The following is a 16,804-nucleotide window of genomic DNA, read 5'->3' as shown; positions in this document are numbered from 1 at the left end:
AATGGTCGCAGCCCGGACCGGCGCGGTGCCGCGTCCCGCACCGCCTGGGATCGCTGCCGCCGGCATCGGAGGGCGGGCCTGACCGGCACCCGGCGCAGGCCGACTGCGACTGCTGAAGGGTCGCGGGTCGGGGTCAGTCGGTGTCGACGTAGGTCGTGGTGACCCACCACGACAGCAGGAACGTCAGCGCCGTGACGACCGGCACCACGACCAGCACCGTCCAGTTGTCGAGCTGCTCGACGAGCAGCAGGTAGACGACACCGGTCAGACCGGTGCCGAGGAAGCTGGTCGCGCCCGGGTCGGGCACGTCGAACTGCGACAGCACCACCGCGCCGACCGCCACGGCCAGCACGAAGACCACGACGAGCGCCACCATGCCGGGCCCGGTGCCGCACGACGAGGTGCCGCGGGCGGCCTCGCAGCCCTGGAAGCCGAGCCAGGTGAAGCCCAGCAGCGCCAGACCGGCGCCCAGGCCCGAGAGGACGGCGGCCGGGCGGCCCGGCAACAGGGGCGTGCTGCGGTCGCGGGGAGTCGGGGGAGTCCGGGGGGCGCGCACGGGCTTGCTCGGGGCCTCGGGGGCGGTGTCGTCGGTGTCGTCGGTGGTGACGGTCCCGGGTGCGTCGACCACGTCGACGTCACCGCCCGGCGTACGTCGCTCGCGCCGGGGCCGACGGGGCGCCGCCGGCTGAGCCGGGAGCACCGCGGTCGCGTCGGGCTCGTCGGCGGGGACGACCGGCACGACCTCGGTGGCATCGGAGCCGGAGTCCTCGAACCCGTGCTCGGCATCAGCCGCCGGGACGTCGGCGCGGGCCTGGCGCTTGGTGCGGCGGCGGCCGAACAGCTGCGGAGCCTCGAGGCTGGGGCGCTCGTCGTCGGGCATGCCGAGCAGCATCTCACGGAGCCGAGAACGATCAGACGAAACGACCCCGGCCGGAGAACCGGCCGGGGTCATCTGGTGGTGAAGAGTCGGGCTGACAGGATTTGAACCTGCGGCCTCGTCGTCCCGAACGACGCGCGCTACCAAGCTGCGCCACAGCCCGAACGTGTGCCGACCGGAGTCGGCTCACCAGCATGGGAGCATACCCGAGCGCGTCGGGCGTCCCGCAATCGGGATCAGCGTCGCGGGGCCCGAGGCACCAGTGTCATCAGCGTGGCCTCCGGTCGGCAGGCCAGGCGCAGCCGGACGTAGGGGTTGGTGCCCAGCCCCGCCGAGACGTGGAGCCACGCCGAGCCCGGGTCGCCCGGGGCCGAGGTGGCGGGGTGGCGGTGCAGCCCGCGCGCACGTGCGGGCTCGAGGTCGCAGTTGGTGGTGAGCGCCCGGCCGCCCGGCAGGCACACCTGGCCGCCGTGGGTGTGGCCCGCGACGATCGCGTCGTAGCCGTCGGCGGCGTACTGGTCCAGGACGCGGAGGTAGGGGGCGTGCGTGACGCCGAGGCGTACGTCGGCGGTCGGGTCGGCCGGACCGGCGACGGCGGCGAGCCGGTCGTAGGACAGGTGGGGGTCGTCGACGCCGGCGAAGGCGATCGTCAGGTCGCCGACCGTGACGGTGTCGCGGCGGTTGGTCAGGTCACGCCACCCGGCCGTGGTGAACCGGCGCGAGAGCTCACGCCAGGGCAGCTGGGGCGTGGCGGTGTGACGCTTGCCGTCGTCGGGGAGCAGGTAGCGCAGCGGGTTGCGCACCGTCGGCTCGAAGTAGTCGTTGGAGCCGTGCACGAAGACGCCCGGCACGTCGAGCAGCGGCCCGAGCGCGTCGCACACCACCGGGACGGCGTCACGGTGCGACAGGTTGTCGCCGGTGTCGATGACGAGGTCGGGCCGCAGCGCGGCGAGACCGCGCAGCCACTCCTGCTTGCGGTGCTGCCCGGGTGTCATGTGCAGGTCGCTGACGTGCAGCACCGTGACCGGCCGTGCGCCCGGCGGCAGCACCGGGACGTCGAAGCGGCGCAGCGTGTAGCGGCGGGCCTCCGCTGCGGCGTACGCCGTCAGCGCGGCTCCGGCGACGGCGCCGGTCGCGGCGGAACGGAGCAAGAACCCGGTCGGAGACACGACCCCAGGCTGCCACAATGGCCGGCATGGCCACCCTCAAGGAGCAGCTCCGCACCGACCTCACGACCGCGATGAAGGCGCGTGACTCGCTGCGCAGCTCGACGCTGCGGATGGTGCTGACCTCGATCACCAACGCCGAGGTCGCCGGCAAGGAGGCGCGCGAGCTGAGCGACGACGAGGTGCTCGACGTGCTGACCAGTGAGGCCAAGCGCCGGCGCGAGGCGGCCACCGCGTTCGACGAGGGCGGTCGCGCCGAGAGCGCCGACAAGGAGCGGGCCGAGGCCGAGGTGATCGCGCACTACCTGCCCGAGCAGCTGAGCGCCGAGGAGATCGCCGCGGTCGTCACCGCAGCCGTCGCGCAGACCGGCGCCGCCGGCGAGGGCATGCGCGCCATGGGCAAGGTGATGGGCGTCGTCCAGCCGCAGGTCAAGGGCCGGGCCGACGGTGGTGCTGTCGCGGCCGAGGTACGCCGCCAGCTCGGCTGAGTCCGGCGCCGGCTCGGTCACCACTGGTGAGCAGCCTCAGGGGCGGGTGAGCTGGAAGTACGCGAGGTACGCGAGCGTCGGTGCGGCGGCCGAGGCCAGGGCGACCAGCCACCACGACCAGCGTCGGCCGGTGAGCAAGCGCTGGAGGCTGGCGTTGAAGGCGACGAAACAGATCAGGACGAAGCCCAGCAGCACCGCGCAGACTTTCGCTGCGCTGGCGAACTCGGGATCGCCGTAGTCGGGAGCTGGCGCCAGGCCCAGGAGCCCCTGAGTCCACGGCACGACGTACATGAGCAGGGGCAGGGCGGGCAGGCCTCCGGCGACGTTGGCAGCGACGGTGACGACGACGCTCGCGGACGTGCTGCGGAGCGGCAGACGGTCGAGTGTCTCGCGCGTGGAGGTGTCGGTGTGCGGTGCCATCGTTAGCGCCCCGCCATGACGCGACACGAGGTCACGAGACGCCGAGTCACGGCTCCGACCGGCGCATCCGGACGCCGGGCGGGTTACCGGGGACCGCCGCCGCCACCGGGACCGCCGCCCCCACCGGGGCCGCCGCCACCACCGTTGCCGCCACCACCACCGTTGCCGCCACCACCGTTGCCACCGCCGCCACCGCCGCCGGGGGTGCCTCCACCGGCGGTGCCGCCGGGGCTGGCATCGGGCGTGCCGCCACCGCCGTTGTTGGGCGGGGGCTTGGGTGCGGCGACGGTCTCGTTGCCGAAGCCGGGGACGTCGGCATCCACGAAGTCGACGTCGTCGAACTTGCCCTCGGCGTCGAGCGCCTTCATCGCATCGCCCCACATCGGGGCAGCCAGGCCGGAGCCCGACGCGGTGACGTTGACGCCGTTGATGCTGAGGCCGTCGAGGCCGATCGGGGTGCCGAACTGGTTGGCACCGGCGATCATGGACGCCGTGGCGAGCTGCGGGGTGTAGCCGACGAACCAGACCGACGGCGACTTACCGGACCCACCGGTGGTGCCGGTCTTGCCGGCCGCAGGGACCGAGAGTGCCTGCGCCGAGGCGAACCCGCCCTCGATCACGCCGCGGAGGACGTCGTTGACCGCGTCGGCGGTCGACTGCGACATCACCTGGCTGCAGCGCGGTGAGTAGGTCTTGAGGGTGTTGCCGTTGAGGTCCTTGATCGCGGTGATCGGACGCGAGGCGCAGTGCTTGCCCCGGGCAGCGAAGGTCGCGTAGGCCTCGGCCATCTCGAGCGGGCTCACGTCGGCCACACCCAGGGTGAAGAACGGCACGCGTTCGGCCGAGACCTTCGGAGGCCCGGGGCAGCTGTTCTCGCCGGGGCAGGTCAGCCGCACGCCCATCGACTGGGCCAGCTTGTAGGGGTCGCAGAGGCCGGTGGTCTTCTCGAGGTTGAGGTAGAACGTGTTGATCGACTTGCGGGTGCCGGTGTAGAGGTTCTCGGTGCCGCTGGACTGCACGGAGTTGCCGATCGGGAAGGTGCCGTAGCCGTAGGGCTTGCCGCCGCAGTCCTCGTAGTCCTCCTTCTCCATCTCGACCGGGCCGTTGGGAGACGGGAACGTCTTGTCGAGCGGCGTGCCGTTCTCGATGGCCTGGGCGAGCACGAAGGACTTGAACGTCGACCCGGCCTGGAAGCCGTTGGAGTCGCCGTACTGCGAGGGCACGACGTAGTTGAGGTAGGTCTCGCCCTTGCCCTTGTTGCGGCCCATCGGGCGCGACTGGGCGATCGCCTTGACCTCGCCGGTGCCGGGCTCGACCATCGCGAGCGCGCCGATGGCCTGGTCGGTCGCGAGGACGTGGCTGCGGACCGAGGCGTCGGCGGCCTTCTGGTCGTCGAAGTCGAGCGTCGTGTAGATCTTCAGCCCACCGGACCGGATAAAGCTGTCGCGCTCGGCCTTGTTGCGGCCCAGTGACTTGTCGGCCAGGAGGTACTCGAGGGCGTAGTTGCAGAAGAACGGCGAGCGGCTGCTCACGCAGCCGTTGTTGGGTCGCTGCTGGTCGAGCCTCAGCGGCCCGGCCTTGGTCTTGTTGGCCCGGCCCTGGGTGATCACGTGGAGCTGGGCCATCCGGTCCAGGACGACGTCGCGTCGCTCCTTGGCCCGGGCGCCCTGGCCCTTGCGGGTCGGGTCGAACGCCGAGGGGTTCTGCACGAGTCCGGCCAGCAGGGCGGACTGGTTGAGGTTGAGCTTGCGCGCGTCGACGTTGAAGTAGCGCTTCGCGGCCGCCTGCACGCCGTAGGCGCCGGCCCCGAAGTAGACCGTGTTGAGGTAGCGCTCGAGGATCCAGTCCTTGGAGTGCTTCTTCTCCAGGGCGATCGCGTAGCGCAGCTCCTTGACCTTGCGGGCGGCACTGATCTCGGTGGCGGCCTTGATCTCGGCCTTGTCGTTCTTGGCGGTGGCGGCGTTGAGGAGGGTCTGCTTGACCAGCTGCTGGGTGAGCGAGGACCCGCCCTGGTTGACGCCGCCGGCCCCGAGGTTGCTCACCAGGGCGCGTGCGGTGCCCTTGATGTCGAGCGCGCCGTGCTGGTAGAAGCGGTAGTCCTCGATCGAGACCAGGGCCTTGACCATCGTCCGGGAGATCTGGTCGAGCGGGATGGTGAGGCGGTTCTGGTCGTAGATCGTGGCCAGCACGCTGCCGTCGCCCGCGAAGATCGTGGTGCGCTGCGGCAGCGTCTCGGTCTCGAGCTCGAGCGGCAGGTCGTCGGTCGCGTCGGCGGTGGTGCGCGTCGCGAAGCCCACCAGCCCGGCGAACGGGATGGCGAGACCGGAGACGACGACACCGAGGACGACGGAGACGACGACCATCACTCCGACGTGGGAGAGGATGGTCGAGGGGCGGGGGCGCTCGGACCTGGGCCTGGACACGACGTCCAATGTACGGGAGGGGTCTGTGGGCCCGCGATTCTCGACCGGCGCACCCCAGGGCGGGTGTAGTCATACCGGACTAGTCATTTCGGACTAGACAAGTGGGGCCCTCTGGGGTCTGTTGACGAGCGCCCCGGGTCTTTACCTTTAGCCCAAGAGCGGGACAGGGCGTGGCGTCATGGGGATGCCGGGCCTCTCTTATCAGATGTGGGGACATCATCATGTGGGTTGAAGACTGGGCGCCGCGTGCTGCCTGCAGGGCCGAGCAGCCGGACAAGCTGTTCGTGCGAGGTGCGGAGCAGAACAAGGCCAAGACCATGTGCACGGGCTGCCCCGTGCGCACCGAGTGCCTCGCCGAGGCGCTCGACAACCAGATCGAGTGGGGCGTCTGGGGCGGCATGACCGAGCGTGAGCGCCGGGCGCTGCTGCGTCGTCGGCCCACCGCCTCGTGGCGCCAGCTCCTCGAGACCGCCCGCAAGGACGCGACCGTCGTCCGCGAGCCGGCCGGCGTCTGATTCGTCGGGCGGCTCAGCCGCCCGAGAGCAGCGTGCCGACCCGACGCAGGCCGTCGAGGTCGTGCACGTCCGAGGCGAGCGCCGGTACGACGGCCGTGGCCACCTGAGGGTGGGCCGCGGCGAAGCGGTGTCGCAGTCGCTGCTCCCGCTCGACCAGCCGGACCTGGTCGGCGTGCAGCCGCAACAGCCCGGCCGTCGGCGACGACGGGTCGTCGCGGCGTAGCCGGCCGGCCGCGGCCATCGCCTCGTCGGCGCCGAGCGTGCCGCTCGGGGCCTTGCCGGCGCGGTTGACCACGAGGCCGGCGAGCGGCATGTGGTCGGCGCTGAGCCTCTCCACGAAGTACGCCGCCTCGCGCAGCGCATCGGGCTCGGGCGCCGCGATCACGACGAATGCGGTGCCGTCGGCCTGCAGGAGGGCGTAGGTCTTGGTGGCCCGCGCCCGGAAGCCCCCGAAGACGGTGTCGATCGCGGCCACGAAGGTCTGCAGGTCCTTGAGCACCTGGGCGCCGAGGATCTTGGTCATCGCGGTGGTGATCAGGCCGAAGCCGGCACCGATCAGCTTGGCCGGCCCGCGCGCCGGGGCGAGCATCAGCCGGATGAAGCGCCCGTCGAGGAAGCTGGAGAGCCGCTCGGGGGCATCGAGGAAGTCGAGCGCCGAGCGTGACGGCGGGGTGTCCACGACGATCAGGTCGTAGCGGCCGTCGCCGCCGGGGGCGACCGAGTCGGCGTGGATCTGGCCGAGCTTCTCCATCGCCATGTATTCCTGGGTGCCGGCGAACGAGCTCGACAGCGCGATGTAGAAGGGGTTCTCGAGGATCAGCTTGGCCTTCTCGGGGCTGGCCTGGCTCTCGACCACCTCGTCGAAGGTGCGCTTCATGTCGAGCATCATCGCGTCGAGGTGACCGCCCGCCGCGGCGTCGACGTCGGTGACCGGACGCGGCGTGTTGTCGAGGGCCTCGATGCCCATCGACTGCGCCAGGCGCCGGGCCGGGTCGATGGTCAGCACGACCACCTTGCGTCCGCGCTCGGCGGCGCGCAGCGCGAGCGCCGCCGACGTGGTCGTCTTGCCGACGCCGCCGGAGCCGCAGCACACGATGATGCCGACGCCGGTGTCGTCGAGCAGGGCGTCGACGTCGAGCGGCGGGGCCGGGGTGCCGGTGGGTCCGACGCGGGCGGGTTGGTTCATGCCATTCCCTGGTCTCGGAGGAGGGCGGCGAGCTCGTAGAGGCCGCCGAGGTCGACGCCCTGGGGGAGACGCGGCAGCTCGTACGTCGGCACGTCGAGCTCGCCGACCAGCGTGCGCTGCGAGGTCTCGAGCGCCCGGCGCTCGGCGTGCTCGCGGCCCTCGGTGACCAGGCTCGCGACCAGGTCGGGGTCGGGGTCCACCCCGGCGCCCTCGAGGTCGGCGGCGATCCGCTCGGGCGCGGTGCCGGTGAGCTGCTCGGGGGTGAGGTCCTGGGGCCGGACCAGGTTGACCACGACCCCGCCGACCGGCAGGTCGACGGCGCGCAGCTCGGTGATGCCGTCGTGGGTCTCCTGCACGGGCATCTCCTCGAGCACGGTGACCAGGTGGACGGCGGTGCGCGGGGAGCGGAACAGCGTCATCATCGTGTCGGACTGCGACTTGATGGGCCCGACCTTTGCCAGGCCGGCGAGCTCGTTGCTGACGTTGAGGAACTGCACGATGCGCCCGGTCGGCGGGGCGTCGAGCACGACGGCGTCGTACTGCGTGGCGCCCTTGTTGCGGCTGTTGCGCTGCACCGCCTCGAAGACCTTGCCGGTGAGCAGCACGTCGCGCACGCCGGGGGCGATGGTCGTGGCGAACTCGATCACGCCGAACTTGTCCAGCGCCCGGCCGGCGCGACCGAGCTTGTAGTAGAGCGAGAGGTACTCGAGCAGCGCCGACTCGGGGTCGACGTGCAGGGCGTGGACCACGCCGGGCTTGCCGCCGTGGGCGGGGAGCCCGGTGGTGAGGCGGCGCTCCTCGAACGGCAGCGGGTCGACGTCGAACATCCGGGCGATGCCCTGGCGGCCCTCGACCTCGCAGAGCAGCACGTTCTTGCCCTCGGTGGCCAGGGCCAGCGCCAGCGCGGCGGCGACGGTCGACTTGCCGGTGCCGCCCTTGCCGGTCACCACGTGCAGGCGCACCTTGGGCCAGTCGGTCATGAAACGACCCTAGTCACCGGCGTACGGCGCCACCTCGCCCGCCGGAAGAGAGCTCGGCGTGACCTCCGCCTCGTCCTGGAGGGGCGAGGAGCCGCTCAGCCCGAGGCGCCCGACGTCGTACGACGGGTGAGCTCGTGGGCCTCGCGCAGCAGCAGGGCGCCCAGCTCGGCCTGCCGGTCGGGGCCGAAACGCCGCTCGATGCCGGTGAGGGACAGCGCGCCCACCGGCCGGTCCTCGGCGTCGAACACCGTGGCGGCGATGCCCCAGCTGCCCTCGACGATGAGTCCGGGGTTGAGCGCCCAGCCGTCGAGGCGGGTGCGCTCGACGCGCTCGCGCAGCGGGCCCGGCGCGTGGTCGGGTCCGTGCTCGTCGGTGAGGTCGGCGCGGGCGAGGTAGGCCTCGACCTCGACGTCGGGCAGGTAGGCGAGCACGGCCAGCCCGGCCGAGACCACGCCGAGCGGGAACCGGGCGCCTTCGTGCAGCACGTGGGAGCGGATCGGGAAGCTGCCGTCCTCGCGCACCAGGCAAACCGTCTCGTCGCCGCGGCGTACGGAGTAGAACGCGCTCTCGCCGGTGACCTGGGCGAGCCGGCGTACGTGCGGGTGGGCCAGCGCGGTCACGTCGTGGCGGGGCCGGGCCGCGGCGCCGAGCAGGAACAGCTCGGGGCCGAGCAGCCAGCGGCCCGAGTCGGGGTCGCGGTCGGCGAGACCCTCGGCGTGCAGCGAGGTGAGCAGGCGGTGCACGGTCGCGCGCGGCAGCCCGGAGTCGCGGGCCAGGGTGCTGGTGCCGGCGCCGTCGGGCTCGTGGGTCGCCAGCGCCCGCAGCACCCGCGCGGCACGACCGAGCACGTCGACCGGGGTGTCCACCCAGCGGACACTACCGGCCGTCGTACGCCGCTGAGCGGGTGATCGGGGTCGGCTCAGCGGACGGTGGTTGACCCCGACCCGGACACTGCGTTGGATCGCGGGCATGGACAAAGTGGTCTCGTCGGCGGCGGACGCCGTGGCCGACATCGGGTCGGGGTCGACGATCGCGGTCGGCGGGTTCGGGTTGAGCGGCATCCCCGCGGTGCTCATCGACGCGCTGCTGGAGACCGGGGCCGCCGACCTGGAGGCGGTGTCCAACAACGCCGGGGTCGACGAGTGGGGCCTGGGCAAGCTGCTGTTCGCGGGGCGGCTGCGCCGGATGATCGCGTCGTACGTCGGTGAGAACAGGGAGTTCGCCCGGCAGTACCTCGCCGGTGAGCTCGAGGTCGAGCTGACCCCGCAGGGCACGCTGGCCGAGCGGATGCGCGCGGGTGGCTCGGGGATCGCGGCCTTCTTCACCCGCACCGGCGTCGGCACCCAGGTCGCCGAGGGCGGCCTGCCGTGGCGCTACGACGACCGGGGCAACGTCACCGTCGCCTCGCCGCCCAAGCAGACGCAGGTGTTCGAGACGGCCGAGGGGCCGCTGGAGTTCGTGCTGGAGGAGGCGATCGTCGCCGACTTCGGCCTGGTGCGGGCCTGGAAGGGCGACCGGCACGGCAACCTCGTCTACCGCCAGTCGGCGCGCAACTTCAACCCGCTGGCCGCGATGTGCGGGCGCGTGACGATCGCGGAGGTGGAGCACCTCGTCGAGCCCGGCGAGATCGACCCCGATCACGTGCACACGCCGGGGGTCTTCGTGCAGCGCGTGGTCGAGCTGACGCCGGAGCAGGCGGCCGACAAGAGGATCGAGAAGCGCACCGTGAGGGTCTCGACAAGCTCGACCACCGAGGGCTCGACCACCGAGGGCTCGACCACCGAGGGCTCGACCACCGAGGGCTCGACCACCGAGGGCTCGACCACCGAGGGCTCGACCACCGAGGGCTCGACCACCGAGGGCTCGACCACCGAGGGGGACGTATGAGCTGGACGCGTGAGGAGATGGCCGCGCGGGCGGCCTCGGAGCTGGTCGACGGGTCCTACGTCAACCTCGGGATCGGCCTGCCGACGCTGGTGCCCAACTACGTCGCCGAGGGCGTCGAGCTGGTGCTGCAGTCGGAGAACGGCGTGCTCGGCACCGGGCCGTACCCCTACGAGGGCGAGGAGGACGCCGACCTCATCAACGCCGGCAAGGAGACCGTCACCCTGCGGCGCGGGGCCTCGTTCTTCGACTCCGCGACGTCGTTCGGGATGATCCGCGGCGGCAAGATCGACGCCGCGATCCTCGGAGCCATGCAGGTCTCGGCCGCCGGCGACATCGCCAACTGGATGATCCCCGGCAAGATGGTCAAGGGCATGGGCGGCGCGATGGACCTGGTCCACGGCGCCAAGCGGGTGATCGTGCTGATGGAGCACGTCGCGCGCGACGGGTCCTACAAGATCGTGCGCGAGTGCTCGCTGCCCTACACCGGCAAGGGCGTCGTGCAGCGGATCATCACCGACCTGGCCGTCCTCGACGTCACGCCCGACGGGTTGCGCCTGGTCGAGCTCGCCCCCGACGTCACCCTCGACGAGGTGCGGGAGAAGACCGAGCCCGAGGTGCTCACGGACTGACCCTGCGCACCGACCCTGCCGTCGGTCGAGGTGCGAGCGAAGCGACCCTGCCGTCGGTCGAGGTGCGAGCGAAGCGACCCTGCCGTCGGTCGAGGTGCGAGCGGAGCGAGCCTCGAGACCACGGCACGGACGTGCGCACGCTGCGGTGGTCTCGAGGCTCGTCGCCAGGGCTCCTCGCACCTCGACCGACGTCAGCGGGCCGGTGGGCTCGAGGGCGCGCGGACCCGGTCGGCGAGGCTCTCGTCGTAGGCCATGGCAGCAGTGTCACATCGTGAGGGGGCTGTCTCGTCCACCTCGTATGAGCGAGATGAGCGAGAAGATGACTCCCATGAGGATCGCGGTCGCGGGCGGCACCGGGGTCGTCGGCCGCCACGTGGTCGAGGTCGCCACCGAGCGCGGTCACGAGGTCGTCCTGCTGGCCCGGTCGGTGGGCGTGGACCTGACCACGGGGGTGGGCCTCGAGGAGCGGCTGGCCGGCGTCGACGCCGTCGTCGACGTGACCAGCGTGCCGACCCAGGACCGGGCCGCGTCGGAGGCGTTCTTCGGCGGGGTCACGCGGCGTCTCCTCGCCGCCGAGCGGGCGGCGGAGGTCGGTCACCACGTCGCGCTGTCGATCGTCGGCATCGACGACGTGCCGAGCGGCTACTACGCCGGCAAGCGGCTGCAGGAGCGGGTGCTGGCCGAGGGTGAGCAGCCGTGGAGCGTGCTGCGGGCGACGCAGTTCCACGAGTTCGCCGAGCAGGTGCTGCACTTCGTGCGGCTCGGACCGGTCTCGGTCGTGCCCCGGATGACCAGCCAGCCGGTCGCGGCGCGCGAGGTCGGCCAGGCGCTGGTCGACCTGGTGGAGGCCGGGCCGTCGGGCCGGGTGCCCGACCTGGCGGGGCCCGAGGTGCTGACGATGCACCGGCTGGCGCGCCGGGTGTCGAGGGCCCGCGGCCTGGGCCGTCTCGTCGTCGCCGTCCCGGTGCCGGGTGCGGCGGGCCGCGGCATGCGCGACGGGTCGTTGACCCTGCGCGATGGGGGAGTCGCCGGGACCACGACGTTCGACGACTGGCTCCGCGCATGAGCCAGGACCGCCTCGCCGAGGCGTACGCCGAGCACCGCGAACGCCTGGTGCGGGTCGGCTACGCCATCCTCGGCAGTCGCGCCGAGGCCGAGGACGTGGTGGCCGACTGCTGGCTGCGCCTGGTCGCGGCCGACGCGCGGGACCCGGTGCGCGACGTGCTGGGCTGGGTCGCGACGACCGAGAGCAGCACGGCCTCGAGGCCGAGCATGACGCGCAGCTGGCGGCGGGTCAGGCCGAGCGCGCGGAGCAGGGCGTTCTCGCGACCGCGCTCGAGCACGGACAGGCCGAGGGTGTTGGCGATCCCGATGAGGGCGATGACGACCGAGATGCCGAGCAGCCCGACGACCGCACCGGTGACGACGTCGAGCTGGAGGTCGACGTATGCCCGCTCGGCGAAGCCGCCGTCGGCAGAGCCACCGAAGGAGGCGGCGGCGACGTCGAGGTCGTCCGCGAGACGGTCGGCGTCGGCATCGTCGTCGGCCCGGGCCCAGACGGCGCCGTCGGTCGGGGCGTCGGTGAGGCGGTCGAGCGTGGTGCGCGTGACGAGGGCCGCGTCGCCCCAGCCGTCGCCGAGGACGACCTCGAGCCGCACCGTGCGTCCGTCGCTGCCGGTCACGGAGACCCGCGTGGGCACGTCGCCGTCGACCAGGTCGTAGGGCAGCAGCACCTGACCGTCAGCGGGGACCAGGGTGGTGGCCGTGCCGCGGGCGACCGGGTCGAGGTCGTCGGGGGTGGCGAGCACCTCGACCTCGCCGAGGCCGCCGACGGTGGCCCGCGTGCCGGACAGGGTCAGCACGTCGCCCACGCCGTCGACCGCGGCCACGACGTCGGCCGCGTTGTGCGGGAGCGGGTCGCGGCCGGCGGTGACGGTGGCGTCGAGGGGGTGGTCGTGGTCCATCTCGTCGTCGACCGCGCCGCGGGCGCTGGCCATGCCGGTGAGCACGGCGGTGGTGAGCGTGACGCCGATCAGCAGCGAGGCCGCGGTCGCCGCCGTACGACGGGGGTTGCGCACGGCGTTGCCGGCGGCGAGCCGGCCGGGGGTGCCGAGCACCCGTCCGGTGGCCCGGGCCGTCGCCGAGATGAGCGCCGGGACGACCAGGGGCAGCAGCAGGAGCAGGCCGGTGAAGGAGAGCACGCCGCCGGCGACCATCACCGGGGCCGAGACGGCCTGCACGGAGAGCGCGAGGAGGGCGACGCCGCCGAGGACGGCGACCGCGCCCAGCGCGATGCGGACACGACCGGCGCCGCTGCGTGCATCGACACCCGCGTCGGGGCGCAGGGCGGTGAGCGGGTCGACCGCGGTGACGCGTCGCGTGGGCAGCCAGGACGCGACGAGCGTGACCAGGAGCCCGGTGACGGCGGCCCCGGCGTACCAGGCGGGGGAGACGGACGCCCGGCCCAGGCCGGCGTCGGGGAAACGGGCGTCGACCAGCGCGACGAGCCCGAGACCCGCGCCGGTGCCGACGGCGAGTCCCACGACGCTGGCCACGGCGCCGAGCACCAGCGCCTCGGCGCGCACCGAGGCCAGCACCTGACGACGGGTCGCGCCCACGCAGCGCAGCAGCGCGAGGTCGCGCTGACGCTGGGCGAACAGGATCGAGAACGTGTTGGCGATGACGAGCACCGAGACGAACAGGGCGATCGAGGCGAAGAGCAGGAGCATCAGCGCGATCACGTCGACGCCGCGGTTGACGTCTGCCGTCAGCTCGGCGACGTGCTCGTCGGCCGACTGGATCGACGCGTCCGGGACGGCGGCGGCCAGCGGCCCGGTGGGTCCCGCCCAGGCCACGCTGTCGACGTACATCGAGTCGGCGAAGGGGGCCAGGTCGGCCCAGGTGAGGTAGACGTCGGACCGCACGAGCATCGAGGGGGAGTCGACGAGGCCGACGACGCGGACCTCGACGGCGCTGGCCCCGCTGCCGACCTCGAGGCGGTCCCCGACGGCCAGGCCGTCGCGGTCGGCGACCGCGTCCTCCACGACGGCCTCCCCGGCGCGGGTGGGGAACGCGCCGTCGGTCAGGTCCTGCCAGCGCAGGTCGCCGGACGCGAGGTGTCCCACCTCGTCGACGTCGCCGAGCACCCGGCCGTCGAGCCGGACCCGCTCGGACGCCCAGCCGAGCACGCTGGCCCCGTTGCCGGACGCGTCGGCAGCGGCGACCACGCGGGCGGCGTCGTCGCCGCCGAGGCCGGTCGCGACGACGTCGGCCCCGGCGTACGGCGCGGAGACGCCCTGGGTGAGCCCGTCGCGGGTGGCCGAGGTCAGCGCGGCGGTGGTGACGACGAACGAGACGCCCACGACGACCGCCTGCGCGGCCGCGACGTAGCGGCGGGTGTGGACGCGCAACGACGCCAGGAGCACGGTCCTCATGCCGTGCCGCCGCGCAGGGTCTCGAGGAGCTGGTCGGTGGTGGGGTCGACCAGGTGGGCGCGTACGGCGCCGTCGGCGAGCACCACGACGTCGTCGGCGTACGCCGCCGCGTCGACCTCGTGGGTCACCATCACGACCGTCTGCCCGAGCTCGCGCACCGAGCGGCGCAGGTGGTCGAGGATCTCGGCGGAGGCGGTGCTGTCGAGGTTGCCCGTCGGCTCGTCGGCGAACACGATGGCGGGCCGGGTGGCCAGCGCCCGCGCGATCGCCACCCGCTGCTGCTGGCCGCCGGAGAGCTCCGAGGGGCGGTGCCGCAGCCGGTCGCGCAGGCCGAGGACGTCGATGACGGCGTCGACGTGGGGGCGCGCCTCGAGGGCGGCCCGACGTCCGGTGAGCTCGAGCGGCAGCAGGATGTTCTGCTCCGCGGTCAGCATCGGCAGCAGGTTGAAGGCCTGGAACACGAAGCCCAGGTGCTCGCGGCGGAAGAGCGTCAGCGCGGTGTCGTCGAGTCCGGCGAGCTCGCGCCCGGCGACCGTGACGCTGCCGCCGGTGGGGGTGTCGAGGCCGGCGAGACAGTGCATCAGCGTCGACTTGCCGGAGCCGGACGGGCCCATCACGGCGGTCATCCGTCCGGCCGGCAGGTCGAGGTCGACGTCGCGGAGGGCGTGGACGGCGTGCTCGTCGCGGCCGTAGGTGCGGGAGAGGCCACGGGCGCTGGCGGCGGTGGTCCTCGCCTCGAGCGTGGTGGTCGGGGAGGGGGTGGTCATGGGGTCGACGCTAGGAATCCGGACCCCTCCGGGTCGTCAGGCCGCGGGATGGTCCTGCGGTCGTCCGGCGTCATCCGGCGGGATGACGAGCCCTTGTCGACGGGTCATCCGACGAGGCCGACCTCGTGGGCCAGCACGACCAGCTGCACCCGGTCACGGCTGCCGGTCTTGGCCAGCAGGCGGCTGACGTGGGTCTTGACGGTGGCCTCGGCGACGACGAGCTCGGCGACGATCTCGTGGTTGGACAGGCCGCGGCCGACGAGCACGAGGACCTCGTGCTCGCGGTCGGTGAGGTCGCGGAGGCGGGGGTGGTCGACGGCGGGGCCCGGCGGTGGTGCGGGGCTGGTCGCGGCGACGTGCTCGAGCAGCCGCCGGGTGGTGCTCGGCGCGACGACCGCGTCACCGGCGTGCACCGTGCGCACCGCCGCCAGCAGGTCCTCGGGCGTCGCGTCCTTGAGCAGGAAGCCGGCCGCGCCCGCGCGGATCGCGGCGAACGCGTGCTCGTCGAGGTCGAACGTCGTCAGCACGAGCACCCGAGGTGCCCCGGGCATGGCGGTGACGAGCGCGGTGGCCTCGACGCCGTCGAGCACCGGCATCCGCACGTCCATGAGCACGACGTCGCAGGCGAGGCGCTCGAGCAGGTCGACGGCGGCGCGGCCGTCGCCGGCCTCGCCGACGACCACGAGGTCGGGCTGGCTCTCCAACAGCATCCGAAAGCCGGCGCGCACCATCTGCTGGTCGTCGACGAGGACGACGCGGATCGGGCGGGGGTCGGGGTCGGGGGAGTGGGTCACAGGGGGATCGTCGCGCTCACCGTGAAGCCGCCGCCGGTCCGGGGACCCACGGTCAGCGTGCCGCCGTGCACGTCGAGACGCTCGCGCATGCCGGTGAGGCCGTGGCCGCCGCTGGGCGGTGAGGCCGCGCCGCGGCCGTCGTCGACGACGTCGATCGCGACCCGGTCGGTGACGGCGACCGCGACGTGGGTGCGGGCGTGGGGGCCGGCGTGCTTGCGCACGTTGGTCAGGGCCTCCTGGACCACGCGGTACGTCGTCAGCGCGACGGCCGTGGGCACCTCGCGGTCGAGTCCCTGCAGGTCGCGCTCGACCGTGCCGTGGGTCTCCGCGTCGTCGAGCAGCGCGGGCAGGTCGACCAGCCCGGGCAGGGGGTGACGACCGGTCATCTCGTCGGCCCGCAGCAGCCCGAGCAGCTGCCGCATGTCGGTCAGCGCCTCACGACCCGTCGCGGCGATGCGCTCGAGGGTCTCGGTGGCGACCCGGGGGTCGCGTGCGGCGGCGTACCTCGCTCCGTCGGCCTGGACCACCATCACGGTCAGCCCGTGGGCCACGACGTCGTGCATCTCGCGCGCGATCCGCGCCCGCTCGGACACCGCGGCCAGCGTCACCTGCTGCTCGGCCTCGACGCGGATGCGCTCGGCCCGGTCGACGAGCGCGGCGACGTACGCCGCCCGCGTGCGGCCCAGGGTGCCGAGCGCCCACGCGGTGACGACGAAGGCCGACATCGTCAGGAAGTAGGGCAGGAACGTCCGGACGGTGAGGTCGCCGTCGAAGCCGGTGATCCAGTCGACCGACGCCACCACCGCGGCGCACTCGCCGACGGCGAGGGCGACGAGCCCGCTGCGCTGGTCGCCGAACCGAGCGAGCGAGTAGACAGCGATCGGGAAGGCCACCTGCGAGTGGATCGGCGTGTCGAGGAGCACCACCTGCAGCGCGCTGGCCAGGGCGACGCCGGCGAACGCCCGCCCGGGGTGGGTGCGTCGCCACAGCAGCGGAGCCAGCTGCAGCACGGCAAGGGGCAGGGCGAGCCGGACGCCCGCGATCAGGTAGAGGGGAGCGAACAGCAGCAACGACACGACGATGCCGATGTCGAGCCAGCGCTCGCCCCGCGCGCCCAGGCGCCACGGCTGGAGCACGCCGTCCGGTGGATGCACGGGCTCCACGGTAGGCCGTCGGACGCCGGTGGTCGTCAGTCCACGGGATGACGCCCCCAGGTCGGTCGAGGTGCGAGGCGCCTC

The 16,804-nt window shown here is 73.2% G+C and carries 15 protein-coding genes, 1 tRNA gene and 2 pseudogenes; 6 read left to right on the top strand and 12 right to left on the bottom strand.

Annotated elements, in window-relative coordinates:
* Positions 1-133: 133 nt before the first annotated feature.
* The 3 genes from FJQ56_RS08260 to FJQ56_RS08250 form a co-directional block, all read right to left on the bottom strand.
* Positions 134-880 carry a hypothetical protein gene (locus FJQ56_RS08260; protein WP_140008818.1) on the bottom strand — a complete coding sequence of 249 codons (747 nt, stop codon included), beginning with the start codon at positions 878-880 and terminating at the stop codon, positions 134-136.
* 86 nt (positions 881-966) lie between these two features.
* Positions 967-1,040, bottom strand: a tRNA-Pro gene (locus tag FJQ56_RS08255).
* 73 nt (positions 1,041-1,113) lie between these two features.
* Positions 1,114-2,046 (bottom strand): metallophosphoesterase, encoded by a 933-nt coding sequence (locus FJQ56_RS08250; protein WP_140008816.1) that lies wholly within the window; start codon positions 2,044-2,046, stop codon positions 1,114-1,116.
* Between the two features lie 26 nt (positions 2,047-2,072).
* Between FJQ56_RS08250 and FJQ56_RS08245 the strand changes: the two genes are divergently transcribed.
* Positions 2,073-2,531 carry a GatB/YqeY domain-containing protein gene (locus FJQ56_RS08245; RefSeq protein WP_140008814.1) on the top strand — a complete coding sequence of 153 codons (459 nt, stop codon included), beginning with the start codon at positions 2,073-2,075 and terminating at the stop codon, positions 2,529-2,531.
* A 36-nt stretch (positions 2,532-2,567) separates the two neighbouring features.
* On the opposite strand, the gene FJQ56_RS08240 is transcribed toward FJQ56_RS08245, so the two are convergent.
* The gene (locus FJQ56_RS08240; RefSeq protein WP_140008812.1) at positions 2,568-2,951 is read right to left on the bottom strand and encodes a hypothetical protein; all 384 of its coding nucleotides are present in this window, start codon (positions 2,949-2,951) and stop codon (positions 2,568-2,570) included.
* An 83-nt stretch (positions 2,952-3,034) separates the two neighbouring features.
* Positions 3,035-5,374 (bottom strand): transglycosylase domain-containing protein, encoded by a 2,340-nt coding sequence (locus tag FJQ56_RS08235; RefSeq protein WP_211350792.1) that lies wholly within the window; start codon positions 5,372-5,374, stop codon positions 3,035-3,037.
* A gap of 221 nt (positions 5,375-5,595) precedes the next feature.
* On the opposite strand from FJQ56_RS08235, the gene FJQ56_RS08230 reads away from it, so the two are divergent.
* The gene (locus tag FJQ56_RS08230; RefSeq protein WP_211350791.1) at positions 5,596-5,889 is read left to right on the top strand and encodes a WhiB family transcriptional regulator; all 294 of its coding nucleotides are present in this window, start codon (positions 5,596-5,598) and stop codon (positions 5,887-5,889) included.
* Positions 5,890-5,902: 13 nt separating this feature from the next.
* Here FJQ56_RS08230 and bagB read toward each other — a convergent pair whose 3' ends face one another.
* The 3 genes from bagB to FJQ56_RS08215 all read right to left on the bottom strand — a co-directional run bounded on the left by bagB (position 5,903) and on the right by FJQ56_RS08215 (position 8,921).
* Positions 5,903-7,075 (bottom strand): ArsA family ATPase, encoded by a 1,173-nt coding sequence (gene bagB, locus FJQ56_RS08225; RefSeq protein ID WP_140008810.1) that lies wholly within the window; start codon positions 7,073-7,075, stop codon positions 5,903-5,905.
* Positions 7,072-8,055, bottom strand: a complete 984-nt coding sequence (gene bagA / locus FJQ56_RS08220) for an ATPase BagA (protein WP_140008808.1) — start codon at positions 8,053-8,055, stop codon at positions 7,072-7,074. Before bagA ends, bagB begins: the two co-directional genes overlap by 4 nt.
* A 95-nt stretch (positions 8,056-8,150) precedes the next feature.
* A complete protein-coding gene (locus FJQ56_RS08215; protein ID WP_211350790.1) occupies positions 8,151-8,921 on the bottom strand; it encodes an IclR family transcriptional regulator in 771 nt (256 codons plus the stop codon).
* Between the two features lie 103 nt (positions 8,922-9,024).
* Here FJQ56_RS08215 and FJQ56_RS08210 point away from each other — a divergent pair, with 103 nt between their 5' ends.
* The 4 genes and pseudogenes from FJQ56_RS08210 to FJQ56_RS23050 form a co-directional block, all read left to right on the top strand.
* Positions 9,025-9,942 (top strand): CoA transferase subunit A, encoded by a 918-nt coding sequence (locus tag FJQ56_RS08210; protein WP_140008804.1) that lies wholly within the window; start codon positions 9,025-9,027, stop codon positions 9,940-9,942.
* Positions 9,939-10,571, top strand: a complete 633-nt coding sequence (locus tag FJQ56_RS08205) for a CoA transferase subunit B (RefSeq protein WP_140008802.1) — start codon at positions 9,939-9,941, stop codon at positions 10,569-10,571. Before FJQ56_RS08210 ends, FJQ56_RS08205 begins: the two co-directional genes overlap by 4 nt.
* Before the next feature lie 328 nt (positions 10,572-10,899).
* Entirely contained in the window at positions 10,900-11,637 is a 738-nt protein-coding gene (locus tag FJQ56_RS08200) for an SDR family oxidoreductase (protein WP_211350789.1), read from the top strand.
* Positions 11,634-11,756: pseudogene (locus FJQ56_RS23050) on the top strand (sigma factor); the annotation flags it as partial. The gene FJQ56_RS08200 and the pseudogene FJQ56_RS23050, both read left to right, overlap by 4 nt.
* Positions 11,757-11,815: 59 nt before the next feature.
* On the opposite strand, the pseudogene FJQ56_RS22415 reads toward FJQ56_RS23050, so the two are convergent.
* The 4 genes and pseudogenes from FJQ56_RS22415 to FJQ56_RS08175 form a co-directional block, all read right to left on the bottom strand.
* Positions 11,816-13,300: pseudogene (locus tag FJQ56_RS22415) on the bottom strand (FtsX-like permease family protein); the annotation flags it as partial.
* Between the two features lie 701 nt (positions 13,301-14,001).
* Positions 14,002-14,772, bottom strand: coding sequence for an ABC transporter ATP-binding protein (locus FJQ56_RS08185; protein WP_140008796.1), 771 nt, complete (start codon positions 14,770-14,772; stop codon positions 14,002-14,004).
* 104 nt (positions 14,773-14,876) lie between these two features.
* Positions 14,877-15,566, bottom strand: coding sequence for a response regulator (locus FJQ56_RS08180; protein ID WP_281284664.1), 690 nt, complete (start codon positions 15,564-15,566; stop codon positions 14,877-14,879).
* Positions 15,563-16,720 (bottom strand): sensor histidine kinase, encoded by a 1,158-nt coding sequence (locus FJQ56_RS08175; RefSeq protein ID WP_140008794.1) that lies wholly within the window; start codon positions 16,718-16,720, stop codon positions 15,563-15,565. The genes FJQ56_RS08180 and FJQ56_RS08175 overlap by 4 nt, the downstream gene beginning before the upstream one ends.
* Positions 16,721-16,804: the final 84 nt, after the last annotated feature.

Origin of the sequence: Nocardioides plantarum, from assembly GCF_006346395.1 — a bacterium.
GTDB classification, from domain to species: domain Bacteria; phylum Actinomycetota; class Actinomycetes; order Propionibacteriales; family Nocardioidaceae; genus Nocardioides; species Nocardioides plantarum.
This window is presented reverse-complemented; position numbering and strand designations above follow the sequence as displayed.

Coding starts and splice junctions, on each gene's coding strand:
- bagB (WP_140008810.1), bottom strand. CDS start 7,075: ATGAACCAACCCGCCCGCGTCGGACCCACCGGCACCCCGGCCCCGCCG.
- FJQ56_RS08245 (WP_140008814.1), top strand. CDS start 2,073: ATGGCCACCCTCAAGGAGCAGCTCCGCACCGACCTCACGACCGCGATG.
- bagA (WP_140008808.1), bottom strand. CDS start 8,055: ATGACCGACTGGCCCAAGGTGCGCCTGCACGTGGTGACCGGCAAGGGC.
- FJQ56_RS08210 (WP_140008804.1), top strand. CDS start 9,025: ATGGACAAAGTGGTCTCGTCGGCGGCGGACGCCGTGGCCGACATCGGG.
- FJQ56_RS08260 (WP_140008818.1), bottom strand. CDS start 880: ATGCCCGACGACGAGCGCCCCAGCCTCGAGGCTCCGCAGCTGTTCGGC.
- FJQ56_RS08205 (WP_140008802.1), top strand. CDS start 9,939: ATGAGCTGGACGCGTGAGGAGATGGCCGCGCGGGCGGCCTCGGAGCTG.
- FJQ56_RS08230 (WP_211350791.1), top strand. CDS start 5,596: ATGTGGGTTGAAGACTGGGCGCCGCGTGCTGCCTGCAGGGCCGAGCAG.
- FJQ56_RS08240 (WP_140008812.1), bottom strand. CDS start 2,951: ATGGCACCGCACACCGACACCTCCACGCGCGAGACACTCGACCGTCTG.
- FJQ56_RS08185 (WP_140008796.1), bottom strand. CDS start 14,772: ATGACCACCCCCTCCCCGACCACCACGCTCGAGGCGAGGACCACCGCC.
- FJQ56_RS08200 (WP_211350789.1), top strand. CDS start 10,900: ATGAGGATCGCGGTCGCGGGCGGCACCGGGGTCGTCGGCCGCCACGTG.